Consider the following 17046-nt stretch of genomic DNA (forward strand, 5'->3'; position numbering starts at 1 on the left):
TTATTCTGAATATTTTGCTTACATCTTCGGATTATTGTAGTAATATAAGCATTAATAGAAATTATCTCTCAATGTCCTGCCTGATCAGGTTATATATACTGACATTCTTTAATCAAACTATAGTCATTTCGAATTTTCGTTGCATTAGACACTTTGTCTAATTTCAAAACTGTATTTTTTACATGTGAGAATAGGCTGAGAATAACAGGACGTTAATGGCTGGGTTGAGTACAGACGATCGAGGGGGAATAACTATGGATTGGGAGCTTGTATTAACCATTCGCGACGCTTTAACAAGACCACTATTCGCAGAGGCCGAAGTCATCGGCGGCAAAAGCGGCTTGAGCCGTGCCATTCGCTGGGTACATGTACTGGAAAGTGCCATTTTCGATACACTGATTCACGGGGAAGAAATGATTCTGACTACGGGGATTGGCGCAAGCGTCGATCTGCCCGCCTCCTTGGAATTCATGCAGAACCTAATCGATAAAAATGCCGCTTGTTTATGTATTGAGTTAGGTACGTATTTCAGCACCATCCCACAAGAGATGATCGACTTAGCTAACGCAAATGACTTCCCGCTGATCATCTTCACCCGCACGGTTCGCTTCGTGGATATCACCCTAGACCTTCATTCCATCATCATCAATCGGCATCACCGGATGCTGCAAGAACTCGAAAGCATCTCGCGTGAATTTCACCGCCTAACTTTAACCTCACAAGGAACCTTGAAGGTACTACAATTATTGTGTAAAAGCACCCGCACACAAATTATCTATATGCAGCTGCAGGGTAAGCCATTGTTCTTCCCCGCACTTTCGCCGGAGGAGCAAACACCCCTGCTGAATTTCTTCACCGCTTTCGGCGACGAAATGGAAGGTGTTCAGCCTGACGCTGCGCCATATATCCGAGAATATGGACAAAAGACTATTGCAATAAAACCTGTAGGCGCATTGGATCAGACCTGGGCTTATATCTTGATGGTCTGCAATCATAAGCCACAAGAATTCGACTGTCTGCTGCTGGATTCTGCCTCACTGTCCATTGCTCAGGAGCTGCTACGAACCCGTTATATGGAAGAGCGCAAGCTTTTTTCAGAAAATCTTTGGGTCGATGAGCTGATCAATGGTCGCATGGAGGATGACAACCGCTTAAAAGGTCTGATTGGTTCCAATTTCAACGTGGTCAACGAACTCCCTTACCGTGTATGCCTTATAGAGATCAAGAACCCCAGAGATGTAAAATGGAACAGCTCGGAGAACGAATGGGAATCTATCACCTTCCATCTTTCGCTCACCCTGCGTTCCATCTTCGAGAAACATTCCCTACGTCCGCTGATCACACTCAAGAACAATCGCCTCACCGTCATCGCACTCGACATTCAATCAAAAATGCCTGGAAAAATGCGGCTTCAGCAAGCACTCGAGGCCCTTCAGCATATCCGCTCCGACGAGAAGCTCAAAGATTTGCAGCTGGTTATCGGAGTCAGCAAATCGCATAAGCGTCTAAAACGGGCCTATTCCGGTTACCAAGAAGCCCTGCAAGCCTTATCGTTATACTCCTGTTATCAGAAGTCACTGCTGTTTTACGATGAGCTTGGCGTTTTTCAATTACTACTTAGCTTAAATGACGGGAAAACGTTGCAGAACTTCATTCGCAGCTATCTTGGTCCATTAATCGACCACGATCAAACTAAGGGCTCCGAGCTGCTTCTCACACTGCGAGTCTACCTTGACCATGATGGTTCCAAACAGATTGCCGCACGAAATTTGTTCATCGTTAGACAGTCACTGTATTATCGTCTGGACAAAATAACAGAACTGCTGGGCGAAGACTTCATGCAGCCGGAGAACCGGATCTCCATTCAGGTTGCCCTGCGTGCCTACCAATTCCTATACCCGGACAAAATCACTTTGCCCAGCCCCCGCTCATTACAGATTTAAACGTATTAATAATAAACTCTATATCTTCATCTGTGGAGGATAAGGGCGGAGCGAAGGTAAGCACATTGTTGAACCCAGCTACCGTATCGCCATTCTTGCCGATAATAAGTCCTTTGGATTTGCATTCAGCAATAATGCCTTTCACAATACTCAGATCAACCGGTTTCTTACTGGCCTTGTCTTCAACCAGCTCAATCCCTGTCACCAAGCCAAAGCTGCGGACATCACCTACAAGCTTGTGATCCAGTAACTCGGTGAATGCAGTGTTCAGTCTTTTGCCCAAAAGCTCTGCACGTTCCACCAGCTTCTCCTGCTCGATAATTTCCAGATTGCGTAACGCTAGTGCACACGAAGCTGGATTACCACCAAACGTGTTCACATGACGGAAATGACCGTAATCATCACTATTGTCCTTAAATACCTCATAGATATCCTTACGAACAGCTGTGGCGGACAGGGGAAGATAAGCACTGGTCAATCCTTTAGCCATTGTCACGATGTCCGGCTTCACATGATAGTTGTGATGACCAAACTTACGTCCAGAGCGTCCAAATCCACAAATCACCTCATCTATAATAAGCAGCACGCCGTGTTTGCGGCAGATTTCCTGCACCCGATTCAGATAGACTTGATGCGGCACGATGACGCCACCGCCCGTAATCACAGGTTCCATAATCACCGCAGCTACCGTCTCTACGCCTTCCCAAAGGATCATATCCTCTATTGACTGTGCACATTGGAGGTTGAATTCTTCCACAGAAATCCCTGCCGGGCGGCGATAGCTGTCCGGGGGAGCTACATGCAGAAACCCACCCGTCAGCGGTTCATACTTATATTTGCGCTGAGCCTGACCCGTCGCAGATAACGCACCAAGCGTGCTGCCGTGATATCCACGGTAACGGGCAATAAATTTATGGCGATAATGCTGGCCGATTTGCTGCTGGTACTGGCGGGCTATTTTAAACGCAGCTTCGTTGGCCTCTGACCCACTGTTGGAAAAGAAAATCACGTATTCGTCTCCAAGCCACTCATTCAGCTTCTCCGCCAGCGCAATAGCCGGGAGGTGACTTTGCGTCAGCGGAAAATAAGGCAACGTCAGCAATTGGTTGTAGGCTGCTTCCGCCAGCTCCTTGCGGCCGTATCCCACGTTTACACACCATAACCCAGACATTCCATCCAAAAAGCGATTACCCTGTATATCCGTAATCCACGATCCACTTGCCGAGGCGGCAATCATAGGCGGATTTTTTTCACTGTAAGGCGTAATGTTGTGCCATAAATATTGCTGATCCTTCTTCAACGCAAGCTCGCTATCATTCCCAAGACGCTGCATAAGTTTTTCTCCTCTCTAGTAGCTCAGTTTCTCTAATAGCGGGCCGTGATCATCTTTTTACGTGTATAGAATTCCACCCCATCTCGCCCATTGGCATGCAGATCTCCATAGAATGATTTCTTATAACCCGAGAAGGGAAAAAAGGCCATGGGTGCAGGCACGCCCAGATTCACACCCAGCATCCCTGCATCAATTTCTTCCCGGAATTCACGGATCGCCTTTGCGCTATCTGTATAAATGCACGCCCCATTCGCGAATGGGGACTGATTCGTTACCGCTATCGCTTCACTCAGACTTTTCACACGAATCACAGACAATACTGGCGCAAAAATTTCATCCTTCCAGATGGTCATTCCCGGCTGTACATAATCAAAGATCGTCGGCCCGATAAAATAACCCACACCGCCCGCAGCCGGATCTTTCCGTCCGTCTCTCACAAGCTCGGCTTGTTCAGCCTTTCCAGTCTCAATGTAATCGAGCGTACGCTCCTTATTCGACTGACGGATGACCGGACCCAGAAATACCCCGTCAGCGGCACCATTACCAATCTTAAGCTCATCCGCACCAGCTATCAGGCGATCAACTAGCTCGTCAGCGATAGCCTCATGGACTACCACAACCGAGCAAGCCATACACCGCTCACCCGCAGAGCCAAAGGCCGCCGCAATAATATTTTTCACCGCATTGTCCAGCTCCGCGTCAGGCAGAACAATGGAATGATTCTTAGCTCCTGCTAAAGCCTGCACCCGCTTGCCCTGCGCCGTCCCTGTCTTGTATACATATTCCGCTACCGGCTGCGAGCCCACGAACGAAATCGCCTTCACTTCCTCATGTTCCAGCAGCCCGTTGACCACCTCATGTGCTCCATGAACAACATTCAGCACACCTGGCGGAAAACCCGCTTCGGCAAATAGCTCAGCCAACCGATTAACGAGCAGTGGCGTACGCTCAGAAGGCTTCAGCACAAAGGAATTCCCACAAGCAATGGCGAGTGGAAACATCCAGCAAGGGACCATCATCGGAAAATTAAACGGGGCAATCCCCCCAATAACCCCCAACGGATAACGGTACATCCCGGATTCAATTCCGGTAGCGATATCAGGAAGCTGGCTGCCCATCATTAATGTGGGGATGCCTGCGGCAAATTCCACACACTCAATACCACGCTGCACCTCCCCCTGCGCCTCTTCCAGACTCTTCCCATTCTCCAGCGTAATCAGCTCAGCCAGCTCATGCCAATGCTCTACCAGCAGCTGTTGATATTGAAAGAAATAACGTGCGCGACGGGGCACGGCGACTCTTTTCCACAATTGAAATGCTACAGCAGCCGCATCGACCGCCCTACCCAATTCTTCTTTGCTTGATAGGGGCACGTAGGCAATTACTTCACCAGTCGCCGGATTATATACCTCTTCTTCCTGCCCAGATGACGACGCTACCCAAGCGCCATTCACATAATTCTTAACCTTTCCGACTTGTGTCACTAGGAGAGACATAACTCGCACCTCTTTCTCTATTTCAGATGCACAGATAGACTGCTGATTATAATAGATGACCGCCAGAACGGGCGGTCATCTATTATAACTATAAGTTCGACTTCTTACTTTGCCGCCATTTCTACGATTTCGTTCGTGTAAGCTGCATCTACCTTAGCCGGTTCTTTAATAACACCGAACTTTTGCGAAATATCAGCCGTTTGCTGGAACGCTGCTGCATCGGTGAATCCCATTTTGGCACTATCAAAGCCCTCAGGCAGAATCAGCTTGGCAACCTCGGTCATCATCGTTAGTTGATGCTCTTTAGTCGTACTTCCATCTTCCGCTTGCTTCATTACACTGTCCACCGCAGCCGCAGGATCGGCAATGGCGTCTTTCCAGCCCTTCAAAGAAGCGCGAACAAACTTGGCCGCAGTCTCCTTGTTCTCCGCAAGCCATTCCTTATTGGCAAACAAGTTATCCTCCAGCATCGCTACACCTTCTGTATTCATATCGATCACATTCAGATCCTCTGCCTTGATGCCCGACTCAAGTACAACCTGATATTCGTTATATGTCATCGCCGAAGCCGCATCAATCTGATCCCCTAAGAACTGATCCATCGTAAAACCTTGCTTCGTAAAGCTTAGATCCTTATTCGGATCGAATTTATATTTATCAAACAGGGCTAATAGCTCAAACTCATTGCCACCCATCCAGTTCCCAACCTTTTTACCTTTTAGATCGGCTGCGGAATTGATGCCTGCCGATTTTTTGGAGACTAGGACCAATCCGCTCTTTTGATAGATTTGCGCGATTTGCACCAGCGGCATACCCTCTTCCAGACTCGGCAGTAGACTGGCTACCCAACCAACACCAATATCCGCAGAACCACCTGCCACTTGCTGTTCTGGAACAATATCCGGCCCACCCGGCAAAATCTCTACATTTAGTCCCTCTTCCTTGTAATAACCTTTATCCTGCGCCTCAAAATACCCGGCGAATTGCGCCTGCGGCACCCATTTCAGCTGCAGCTTCACGGTTACCGGATCAGCCGCTGGTTCAGCCGCAGCACTTGCCTCAGGAGCTGCTGAAGTTTCAGGAGCAGTCGTAGCTTCAGCTGCCGGGTTATTATTATTGCCCCCGCAACCCGCCATTAAAGAAACACTCAACATCATCACGATCGCCAACAAACCACCACGAAATTTGTGTTTTTTGCCGTTCATCAATGAAACTCCCCCTACCGTAATTTAAGTTTGTACCAAGCATAAACGCCTTCCGCGTCCTTATAAGGACGATAAGCGCTTAAGCGAGAAATATAAGGAATGATGTATAGTGTGAAACTTATAGATCCTTATATTGTAAGACAGCACAGTATGGACAATCATCGTGGTACGCGCTATGCAGACAGCCGTGGGCGGTTTCTCTATTCCATTCCCACATCACTGGATGTAATGATCATTAGGTTAACGCTGCGAAGGATGCCACTTGATGAATACTTTCTCCAGTCGCTCAACCACCAGGTAGAAAAGTACACCTGCAATGGCAGCCAGAACAATGCAGGACCAGCCTAGCGGCATTTTGGCGACCTTTATGGAATTGGAGAGCAGATACCCAAGCCCTTTGGAGGAGAAAAAGAATTCCCCAACAATGGCCCCGATCATGCTGGCAGTGGCGTTAATCTTCAGCGCCGTAAATATATAAGGCAGACTGCTCTGAATCCGCAAATAACGAAATACTGCCGGCTTACCCGCCGCGTAGGAATGCATCAGATCCAAAGCCAATGGATCGATCGCCGCCATGCCTTTATAGGCATTGATCGCCATTGTCGCCATCGTAGTCGCCGTTACTATGGCAATTCGCGAGCCTATTCCATCCCCGAACCACAGATTCATAATGGGCGCGAGGGCGACGATGGGCACAGCATTTAGAGCAGCAACCAGCGTTAAGCTTCCGCTCCCCCAACGCGGCCACGCAGTAGCGGCTAAGGCAATCAGAAATCCAATCGCAGAACCAACCAACATTCCTAACACAGCCTCAGTAAGGGTGTATCCGGTATAGGACAACAACAAGCTGAAATTATCTCTCATGGTCGCAGCAATGGCTGTAGGCAGCGGCAGCTGATATTTTTTCAAATCAAAGATCTTATGAAAAAATTGAAATTCCCATAGGGCAAGGAACAACACACCCGCTAACATAGGCAGTAACACCCTTGTGTTAAAGATTCTCTTCAGCATTCGTGAACCGCCCCAACGCGCTGGTTCAGCCGTTTCATTACTTACAGGGCCAATAAACGGGATCTCCCGAACAGAGTTGGTCTCCATTAGCCACCGCCTCCTTTCGGACGATATTCAGGCTGCCACGGCGCTACCAGACGTTCGATTAGACTAATCAACCAATAGCTTGCAATTCCCAACAAAGCGCCAACAATCACCGTAGACCAGAACATATAGGTATGAGAGCTGCCATAGTAGAGATTGCGCAGCATGATTACACCAATCCCGTGCTGTGCACCCATCAGCTCTACCAGGATAGCACCAGTGACAGCAAGCGGAGCAGCTATTTTAAGTCCCCCGAACAAACCAGGCAGAGCTGCTGGAAATCTCAGTTTCCAATAGACTGCCCACGGCTTCGCTGCGTAAGAATGCATTAATTCAAGCGCTGAAGGATCTACACTTCGCAAACCGCGTAGCATGTTCAATGCCACCGGGAAAAAGGTGATATAGCCCGAAATAATAATCCGTGAGGTCTGTTCATCGCGCACAATCCCATAGATGATTGGCGCCAGCCCTAGAATCGGAATCATTTGTGAGGCAATCGCATAAGGAAAGGTTAACTGCTCTATTGTCTTCGATAAGCTCATCAGCACTGCTAATGAGGCACCAGCCACAGCCCCAATCAGGAAACCAACACCCGCATTGCCGAAGGTCGCGGCTCCTTCCTTCAAGAGTGTGCCTCCATACTGCCACAAGGTGGCTAACACCTCATGCACATAAGGCAGTTTGGACTGTGCTAGCGGCGTCTCCACCACATGGAGCAGCATCCAGGAGGTTCCTTCCCAGAGCAGCAGCAGACCCACAATCCAGACAAACAACGGCAGCAGGCGACCTCGTATGAAGATACTGCCCCCTCTCATCCTCACACCCCTTCGAAGCTGTCGCGAATATTTGCGATCAGTTCGAAAAACGCTGGGCTGTTTCTCATTTCCGCCGTTCGTGGACGTGGCAGAGGAATATCAACCACAGCGGACAAGCGACCTGGATGCGGGGAAAGAACAAACACCCGGTCTGAAAGGAATATAGATTCAGGAATACTATGCGTTACAAAGACAATGGTGTTCTGCACCTTACTCCAGACGGACAGCAGCTCTTCATTTAGACGCTCACGCGTAAATTCATCCAGCGCAGAGAACGGCTCATCCATCAGCAGAATTTCCGGCTCCATCGACAACGCCCTGGCAATCGCCACACGTTGCTGCATCCCTCCACTTAGCTGCCATGGATATTTATCTGCAAAGCTCTGCAGCCCCACTAGATCAAGCAGCTCCATCGCCTTTTCCTCTCGGATCGACTTCTTGACGCCCATCAGTTCCAGTGGCAAGGTAATGTTATGCTTCACCTTCCGCCAGTCATACAGCACTGGACTTTGAAAAACAATGCCATATTTCTGGGCCAGCCTTGCTTCTCTGGCACTTTTTCCAGCGACTACAATATTCCCGCCCGTTGGCACGATGAGATCTGCCATCAGTCTCAAAAGCGTTGTTTTGCCACATCCTGAAGGCCCGAGCAGTGAGACGAACTCCCCCTTGGCAATATCAAGACTCACCTGATGCAGCGCAAGCACTTCTGCAGCTTCTGTACGATAGCGCATTTCAACATTTTTCAGCTGAATTTCCGGAATATTGGTCGCGAGTAATGACATCCTCAGCCCCCCTTATCAAAATAAGCTCTGCATTTAATGTTAGTTAATCTAACTCATAATTGAGTAAATTGAGTTAATTCTTCTGTCGTGTAGTATTAACTAACATGTTACACCCTGCTCGCTACACTCTCATTAGACAATTAGTAAAATAGCTCCTGTGAATTTGCGTCATTTTGTCTATGAGACATTTTTCGAGTTACGAATCAGAACTTATTTTTTTATATCCGTAAATATGTGGTAATATTTATCCAATATCTCTCCTTAGTAGGTGACAATAGACCCATGGGATCTGTAATTTCGAATTATATTGTTATTGTTGCTATATCAGGTGTGCTGAGCGTACTACTAGCCCTTTTCGCCTATTATAAAAAAACCGATTTCTTAGGCATCAGAGCTTTTGTTATAAGTTCCTTTGCATCTGCTATTTACACCTTCGGTTTTGCTTTAGAGCTATCAGGAAAAACACTGGAGGAAATCAGTCTCTGGATTAAGCTAGAGTATCTGGGGATGCCCTTTATTGCACCGGCAAGCCTAATTATGGTGATACATTTCGTTGGGCTGGAGGGTTTGTTTAAAAAAGGCATGCGGGTGGCATTATTTATCATTCCGTTCATTTCAACACTGTTGGTATGGACTAACGATTATCATCATCTCTTCTATAAATCCATTTATTTACGAGACAATACCCCGTCCCCACTTGTTGATGTAGTGATGGGACCTTGGTATATTGTTCACGGCAGCTTTACTTTTGGCTGTCTGCTGGCAGCCATTTGCCTTATGATCTGGCAGTGGAACCGAATGAAGCGAGTATACCGCAGGCAAATCATTACGATCATCATCGGACTAAGCCTTCCCACCCTTGGCTCATTTTTATATCTAATGGGCTTAACGCCTTACGGTATGGACCCGGTCCCCATCATTATGAGCTTGACTTCATGCCTATATATTTGGGCTATTTTATCCCGGGGAATGTTAACTGCCGCACCTATTGCTCGTGAGAATCTGTTCGAAAGCATGCGAGAAGGCGTGCTTGTCACCGACCGTTCGGACATGCTAGTCGATTACAATCGTGCAGCCGCGGATATGATAGAGGGGCTGAACTCCTCATCGATTGGCAGACCCTTAGCGCAGCTGTTTCTTAACGCAGGCAAAGACGCCTTGTCCTATGTAATGGATGCCGAGCCGCTGTTGCGCGAAGAACGGGAAGTGGCTTGGAACAAAGCTGGTGAAATCTGTTATTATCAAATCCGCTCCTCTCCGGTACAAAAACAAGGGGGAAACATCGCGGGCCAGATGATTATGCTGATCGACGTGACTGAACAAATACTGCTTCGGGACAAACTGCGTCAATTGGCTACGATGGACAGCTTAACGGGGATATATAACCGCACCTATTTTTTGGAGCTCAGTCGAGCGCTGCTTACACAGTCCGCCAGCCTGCGCAGTTCATTCTCCATGATTTTACTGGATGTAGACTTCTTCAAGAGCATTAATGACCGCTACGGGCATCAATATGGAGATCAAGCTCTCCAGCATATTGTTCAGGTGTGCAGCAGACATCTACGAGAAGGAGATCTCTTCGGTCGTTATGGCGGCGAGGAATTCGTGATCTGTCTACCAGATACGTCGTTGAAGCAAGCTGCAAGGCTCTGTGAAACTATCCGTGCCGATATTGAACAAAGCATCTTGTACACACTTATCGGGCCCATTAACGTGACCGCCAGCTTCGGAGTAGTAGAAGCCCTAAGTCTTGAAGCCACTCTAGAAGAGCTGCTCTCAGAGGCTGATCATGCCCTGTACAGTTCGAAAAGAAACGGACGAAACGCTGTTCACCTCTCCCAGAGGTCAGAAATCACCCTTTTCAAACCTATATAAATGCATTCTTGTCCCTAATAGCGCATTCCTCAACCGTCCTTATTTTTCATAGTCTGTTTTTAGGTTTAATAGGAGTTATCTGAAAATTTAATCAGAGTGTAGGAAAAATTCGCTTTATGGATATGGGAGGCGCAAGAAATAATGAGGAACCATACAATGATGCAATTTTTTGAATGGCATGTTGCTGCGGACGGCAAACACTGGGATCGCTTAAAAGAAACAGCTCCCGCGCTAAAGGCCGTAGGCATTGATTCTGTTTGGGTACCTCCTGCGACAAAGGCCGTCTCCGCTGACGATACAGGCTATGGCGTGTATGATCTATACGATCTGGGCGAATATGACCAAAAAGGTACGGTACGCACCAAATATGGCACCAAGCAAGCACTGATCGACGCCATTTCGGAATGTCAAAAAAATGGCATCGCGGTGTACGTTGATTTAGTCATGAATCATAAGGCAGGCGCGGATGAAAAGGAAGTCTTTCAGGTTATCGAGGTCGACCCTAATGACCGGATGAAAGAAATCTCCAAGCCTTTCGAGATTGAGGGCTGGACTAAGTTTACTTTCCCCGGCCGCGGGAATGAACACTCTTCCTTTAAGTGGAATCACAATCATTTCAACGGCACTGACTTTGATGCCAAATCGGGGCGAACAGGAGTATTTCGTATCGTAGGCGAGAACAAAACATGGAACCAGAATGTGGACGACGAGTTCGGCAACTACGATTATCTAATGTTTGCAAATATTGATTACAGTCATCCAGAGGTCAAAAAGGAAATGATCCAATGGGGAAAATGGCTGGTGGACACGCTCCACTGCAGCGGCTTTCGCTTAGATGCCATCAAGCATATTAACCATGAGTTTGTAAAAGAATTCGCGGTAGAAATGTTTAATAAATGTGAGAAGGATTTCTATATCGTGGGTGAGTTCTGGAATTCGGATTTAGAATCCTGCCGACAATTTCTAAATACCGTGGATTATAAGATCGACCTCTTCGATGTCTCCCTTCACTACAAGCTGCATTCAGCTTCCTTGGGGGGTAGAAACTTTGATTTAACTAAAATCCTCGACGACACACTGGTGCAGACCCATCCTACCAATGCTGTAACGTTCGTTGATAATCATGATTCTCAACCCCATGAAGCTCTGGAATCTTGGGTAGATGATTGGTTTAAGCAAAGTGCTTATGCACTTATCCTACTGCGACGCGATGGATATCCGGTTGTGTTTTATGGCGATTATTATGGAATTGAAGGTCCTACACCTGTACCAGGTAAAAAAGATGCCATTGATCCGCTATTATACACCCGCTATCACAAGGCTTATGGTGAACAGAAGGATTATTTCGATCATCCCAACACGATTGGCTGGACGCGGCTCGGCGTGAAAGACATCGAGCGCTCCGGTTGTGCGGTTGTGATTAGTAACGGTGAGAACGGCCAAAAGAGAATGTTCGTAGGGGAAAAACGCGCTGGTGAAGCATGGGTGGATTTCACCCATAATCACAAGGCGACTATAACGATTGAAAAAGATGGCTGGGCGACCTTCCCGGTCAACGGCGGCAGCGTATCTGTTTGGGCGCTACCCGATGCAGGGACTGACAAAAAGTAATTATGTTGTATATAAATAGGGTGCTCATCGCCATTTTTCAGCGATGAACACCCTATTTTAGTTGTTGTTTGGAGTATTTTCTGGATGACGGGATACTAGCCTTACCAGATCCAGTGTAAGGATGGGCAACGTTACGGAAGCTGGATAGGCCAAGTAACGCGGCTCCCACTCCGGGCTGAACTTTTCTTTATAGCGACGCAGTCCGGCAAAGCCGTACCAGTGTCCACCTCTTTTAAACACGAGATGAGCCAGTTTTTCCTCTCGTAGTGCTCCGGCATTCTGACCCACACTGGATAGTGGAGCATTGCCAAGATTAAAGCGGTGATACCCCTCCGACTTCGCCCATTCCAGCAAACGAATGAATAAATAATCCATCGTACCATTCGGTGCGCCCTTTCGATGGCGCATTAAATCAATAGACAGGGTCTCTCCCCGGTCATACCCCGGTGCAATCGAAGCAAAAGCCAGTACCAACCCTTCGCTGTTCCGCAGGATCGCAATGGGCGCTAGCTGTAGATAATCTTCCTTGAACCATCCCAGCGAATATCCTTTTTCGACTCGCCTGCTCAGCCATTCATCCGAAACCGACCGCAGCTCTCGCAGTAAATTTTCAGCATGTGGTGCAGTTGCAATTTCAAAAACATAACCTTCCCGTTCAAAACGATTGCTTACACTGCGCAAATCACTATTCTTTTTGCCACTTAGCGTAAAGGTATTGAGCGTTACCAATGCCTCTTCACCCAGCTTGAAGAAGCGATAGCCCTGCTCATGATAGATGGATAAGAAGGCAGGCGTAGCTTGATAGAAAACGACAACCAGCCCAAATTTATCCGCAGCTTGTCTGAATTCATTGATAGCTTCGTTCATTAAGCTTTTCTCACCTAGCGGATCACCTAGGACAACGAGCTTGTCTCTGACTCTGGAAAACGCAAGAAGCACCTTGTCATTCTGCGCCCAGAAGAAGCTTTTATCCCCTAAAAACAGCATATGGGTCAAGGCATTGCCTTGAACGCCCTCTAAAAAGCGCTTCAGCTTGGCTATATCAAAAGCACCGAAAAGCTCCTCCGCCTTATGATGCGGCCGAAGGGTTACCAGCATAGTGAGAATGATCCAGGAGAAGGCTAGCCCTCCGATTGCCGTAAAGGCGACATGACTATGCCGCTGAAGCCATTCAGGCTGCACTCCGGGAGGTAGATGCTTCAGAAATCCACGATGTACATAACTGCCCATCAAATAATAAGTAAGCGCGATGACAGACGTTAGGGCAAACCACCAGATCGTGCTCTGTTTACTGACTTGGGCACTGATTCGATAAAACCGAGATCTGGATACCCACAGGATGAGAGCTACCAGAAGCAGAAAAAGTGCCTCTTCATAATCAAACCCCTTAGCCACAGCAAACACCGATCCAGTGAACAGAAGTATGCTAGTCCATACATATGCACTATGTACTCGCAACGTAATCCCCCGTGACAATATAATTAGCATGAAACCAATAAGTACAGACAGATGATGCGACATTTGCATCACTGGAAAGGACAATATCTCCTCCGTAATCTTCAACCTATACAACAACCCCGGCGTTGCAGTAGATAACAAGAGAATCAGACCGCTTGCTAATACTAACTTACCGAGAGCCCACACCCCTAGATCGCTCAGAAAGGAATACTGACCCGGCCACCCCCAAATCTTTTGCCATAGATTAAGAGAGGGTTCGAACCCTGGAGCTGAACGATCTAGACCCTTTTTTCCTTGCAAACCAATTTCCAGTGCAGCCAGCACCAATCCAATCAACCAAGGAATGACATAATAAAACAATCTAAAGATAACAAGTACCGCCATCGCCTTATCGCTCTGGTATCCAAGCTGTGTAAGTCCAAGCAAGGCGATAAGATCAAATGCACCGATACCGCCGGGGGCCATACTCAATATGCCTGCAATGGCGGCAATCGTAAACACACCAAAGATAGCTATGAAATGGACCTCGTCCAAAAGATGGCTGCTGATGGTCCAGAAAGTCACGCCTGCAAAGCTCCATTCCAAAAAGGAAGCACCCACAGAAGCCACGACTGTAAACCATGGTGTTCTGCCTTCTCCACGGTTAATCCACTTTGCATAAAGTGCTGAGCGCTGTACAAACACAAATATCGGCAAATAAAGTGCCATCCCCCATACTGCGAATACGAGCCAGCGATGTTCTTCCAGCAAAGCCGTTGCCGGGAGTAAGCCAAAGATATTAGCCCATGAAAGCAAGGATAACCCAGTAATCATAAGTGGGGATAGAAATACGATGGCCGGGGTTAGCACAGAGGTTGGCACTCCACTTTTTTTATACAGCAGCGTCCTTAAACCCACTCCAGCCAGACCCGCAAAGCCAATCAAATTATTAAATGTATTAGCAATCCATGCATACCGAAACGTACTCCATAGCCCTACTTTTAAACGGAAATGTGCCCGAATCAAATAGTCATAGGCACTCATTACAGCTACTGCCAGAAGGGCAAAGCCGACCATTTGAAAAATAGCGGACGTGGGCACGCGCCTAAGTTCACGCATAATAAGCCCTAAGTGAACCTGCTTCAGCTCATGTTGCCCCTCCCAGTATACGAACGCAATAATAGCGACTGGAAAAAGAGCTCTGACCGCCCTGATCCGATAGATAGATAGGATTAGCCTTACAATTTTGAATCTTTCTAATGTCTGTTGCTTAGAATGCATGAGCCCACCTGCCTTTACCGCTGACACATGTTGTGCTAGACAATTTTTACAACTAATTCATTATAGCAATACTTGGAATAGAAGACCCGTGATAATCAACACCTAATCCATTAGACTGCCAACAGTGCCTTTACCCCTGCAATAATTAAAGAATTTATGGGAAAAGTGGAGTAATCATAATAAATATATTACGAAGATGGACAGGTTATTATGACGGAACTTTACTTAAGGGTGCTTTGTCAGTATTGGCAAACAATGCGTTAAAAGAACATGTAAATTAAAGTTTAAACCTAAAAATACATAACAAAAAGGACATCCCTCACGGCAAAGGATGCCCTTTTTATTATGTAATGCGGTTTACAATAGGTTATACACGGATATCAAATCTGCCTTTGCTATCCGTTGTTGCGGTAGCTATCTCTTGCGGACTTGCTGCAGCAGGCTTATTGTTCGCAGGTTTGGCAGGTGCCTCTACAACACTGTTAGCGGAGGAAGCACTGCTCTGAGACTTCTGCGAGATTTGTGCCTCGATGGTCTTAATCTGTTGTTCAATTTGCTTCGTTTTCGTTTCCTTGGTCTTGTCATCGTCTGCGCTGGTATTAATCTTGTCCAGTTCAGCTTCTAGCTTCGCTTTTTGTTTCTCAAGCGTACTGGTATCTGTAGTGCTAGATGTCGAGGTAGTATACGATGTGGAACCTGAGACTGCTGATATACTCATGGTTATCCCTCCCTTCCTTACCTCCAATATAATCCTTTTGCAAGTAAGGAACGTTAAGACCCGCTGAAAGTTTGCTGAAAATACTACTTGCTGGTTGTAAGGATGGGCTGCTAGGCGCTTGCTTTTCCTCGTCTAACAAGCAGCATATAAGAAAGAATCGAGAGAAGTCCGGTCCCTGCTATTACAATCGCCATCGGAAGTGCTGATTCAACTCCCCCAAGACCAACAAGTGGCGCCACACAGCTACCTAGCAGCAGAGGAATTAATCCGATTAACGCCGAGGCACTGCCTGCCGCTTCTCCTTGATCTTGCATCGCCAATGAGAAGCTGGTCGCTCCGACAATCCCCACACTGGAGACAACTGCAAATAAACAGATCAGAATAGGGATCAGCCCTCCTCCTACCAGAATCGTCAGCAGTAGTAAGAGGCCTCCCGTCGTACAGAGCAATAGTCCGCTAAATAGCAATTTAGTCTCACTTACCTTGCCAGCAAGTCTGCCGGCAATTTGGCCTGTAATAATAATTCCAATCCCATTCACAGCAAAGATCAGACTGTATACCTGCGGTGTAACCGCAAAAATATTTTGCAATACAAAAGAAGAACCTGAGATATAAGCAAACATGGATGCCGTAACAAAACCTTGCGACAAGGCATAGCCCATAAACTTACGATTGCCAAGCAATACCCGGAAGGTAAGCAGTGTCCCCTTCAGTCCACTCTTAGAGCGTCGCTCCTTCGGCAGTGTCTCTGGCAAGCGCAATAAAATGGTTAGACAAAAAATAATTCCGGCAGCAAATAAAACTAAGAATATCCCCTGCCATGTAGTTACTCTTAACAGTTGGCCCCCAATAACCGGAGCCAAAATCGGTCCGAGACCATTCACAATCATCAATAGTGAGAAGAACTTAGTGAGTTCAGAGCCACTATATAAATCACGAACAGCCGCTCTAGAGACAACCACGCCTACTGAACCAGCAAGCCCCTGAATAAACCGTAAAGCAACCAGCAGTCCAATCGACGGACTAAAAGCACACAGCACTGATGATATGGCATAGATGAACATTCCTATAAGCAGCGGACGGCGACGGCCATACACATCACTCAGCGGTCCAGCGACCAACTGTCCTGAAGCTAGTCCAAGCAAAAAGAAGGTCAGACTAAGCTGTACTAAAGCAGCAGTCGTACCGAAATCCGCGACAAGCGTAGGCAGTGCAGGCAAATACATATCAATCGACAACGGGCCGATCGTTGTAATGGAACCGAGAATCACAGCCAGCTGTAATCTCTGCTTCCGTGAGGGTCCACCTGCGGCAAGCTTATTACCATTTTGCATTCCAATCATAATCCTTACTTCAACCTTTCTAAAGCAACCCATAGGCCTTTTTTTGTATTCTTCATACTAACGTAAAGGAAGTGAATTGATCAATCCTTTTATGGAGGGCTGCTAGCGC

The 17046-nt window shown here is 47.2% G+C and carries 12 protein-coding genes; 3 read left to right on the forward strand and 9 right to left on the reverse strand.

The window, feature by feature from the left end; genetic code table 11:
- Positions 1-215: 215 nt before the first annotated feature.
- Positions 216-1943 carry a PucR family transcriptional regulator gene (locus MHB64_RS29160; RefSeq protein WP_341135928.1) on the forward strand — a complete coding sequence of 576 codons (1728 nt, stop codon included), beginning with the start codon at positions 216-218 and terminating at the stop codon, positions 1941-1943.
- On the opposite strand, the gene MHB64_RS29165 is transcribed toward MHB64_RS29160, so the two are convergent.
- The 6 genes from MHB64_RS29165 to MHB64_RS29190 all read right to left on the reverse strand — a co-directional run bounded on the left by MHB64_RS29165 (position 1909) and on the right by MHB64_RS29190 (position 8672).
- Complete coding sequence (locus MHB64_RS29165; RefSeq protein ID WP_341135929.1) at positions 1909-3276, reverse strand: aspartate aminotransferase family protein; 1368 nt, start codon at positions 3274-3276, stop codon at positions 1909-1911. The genes MHB64_RS29160 and MHB64_RS29165 overlap by 35 nt on opposite strands.
- A gap of 32 nt (positions 3277-3308) precedes the next feature.
- On the reverse strand, positions 3309-4772 hold the full coding sequence (locus MHB64_RS29170; RefSeq protein ID WP_280787322.1) for a CoA-acylating methylmalonate-semialdehyde dehydrogenase: 1464 nt from the start codon (positions 4770-4772) through the stop codon (positions 3309-3311).
- 104 nt (positions 4773-4876) lie between these two features.
- Positions 4877-5977: an ABC transporter substrate-binding protein gene (locus MHB64_RS29175; protein WP_341135930.1), complete on the reverse strand. Its 1101-nt coding sequence runs from the start codon at positions 5975-5977 to the stop codon at positions 4877-4879.
- A gap of 240 nt (positions 5978-6217) precedes the next feature.
- Positions 6218-7075 carry an ABC transporter permease gene (locus tag MHB64_RS29180; protein WP_341135931.1) on the reverse strand — a complete coding sequence of 286 codons (858 nt, stop codon included), beginning with the start codon at positions 7073-7075 and terminating at the stop codon, positions 6218-6220.
- Positions 7075-7887, reverse strand: coding sequence for an ABC transporter permease (locus MHB64_RS29185; protein WP_094868330.1), 813 nt, complete (start codon positions 7885-7887; stop codon positions 7075-7077). The genes MHB64_RS29180 and MHB64_RS29185 overlap by 1 nt, the downstream gene beginning before the upstream one ends.
- 2 nt (positions 7888-7889) lie before the next feature.
- Positions 7890-8672, reverse strand: a complete 783-nt coding sequence (locus MHB64_RS29190) for an ABC transporter ATP-binding protein (RefSeq protein WP_094868331.1) — start codon at positions 8670-8672, stop codon at positions 7890-7892.
- 282 nt (positions 8673-8954) lie between these two features.
- On the opposite strand from MHB64_RS29190, the gene MHB64_RS29195 reads away from it, so the two are divergent.
- Both MHB64_RS29195 and MHB64_RS29200 read left to right on the forward strand, forming a co-directional pair.
- Positions 8955-10547, forward strand: coding sequence for a histidine kinase N-terminal 7TM domain-containing diguanylate cyclase (locus tag MHB64_RS29195; protein ID WP_094877288.1), 1593 nt, complete (start codon positions 8955-8957; stop codon positions 10545-10547).
- Between the two features lie 138 nt (positions 10548-10685).
- Positions 10686-12158: an alpha-amylase gene (locus MHB64_RS29200; RefSeq protein WP_341136134.1), complete on the forward strand. Its 1473-nt coding sequence runs from the start codon at positions 10686-10688 to the stop codon at positions 12156-12158.
- Between the two features lie 57 nt (positions 12159-12215).
- Here MHB64_RS29200 and mprF read toward each other — a convergent pair whose 3' ends face one another.
- From mprF to MHB64_RS29215, 3 genes are all read right to left on the reverse strand, one after another.
- Positions 12216-14876 (reverse strand): bifunctional lysylphosphatidylglycerol flippase/synthetase MprF, encoded by a 2661-nt coding sequence (gene mprF, locus MHB64_RS29205; protein ID WP_341136135.1) that lies wholly within the window; start codon positions 14874-14876, stop codon positions 12216-12218.
- A 367-nt stretch (positions 14877-15243) separates the two neighbouring features.
- Positions 15244-15594 carry a FlxA-like family protein gene (locus MHB64_RS29210; protein ID WP_094868335.1) on the reverse strand — a complete coding sequence of 117 codons (351 nt, stop codon included), beginning with the start codon at positions 15592-15594 and terminating at the stop codon, positions 15244-15246.
- A 110-nt stretch (positions 15595-15704) separates the two neighbouring features.
- Entirely contained in the window at positions 15705-16928 is a 1224-nt protein-coding gene (locus MHB64_RS29215; RefSeq protein WP_094868488.1) for a multidrug effflux MFS transporter, read from the reverse strand.
- Between the last annotated feature and the right edge of the window lie 118 nt (positions 16929-17046).

Origin of the sequence: Paenibacillus sp. FSL K6-2859 (genome assembly GCF_038008265.1) — a bacterium.
Lineage (GTDB): Bacteria > Bacillota > Bacilli > Paenibacillales > Paenibacillaceae > Paenibacillus_AQ > Paenibacillus_AQ nitricinens.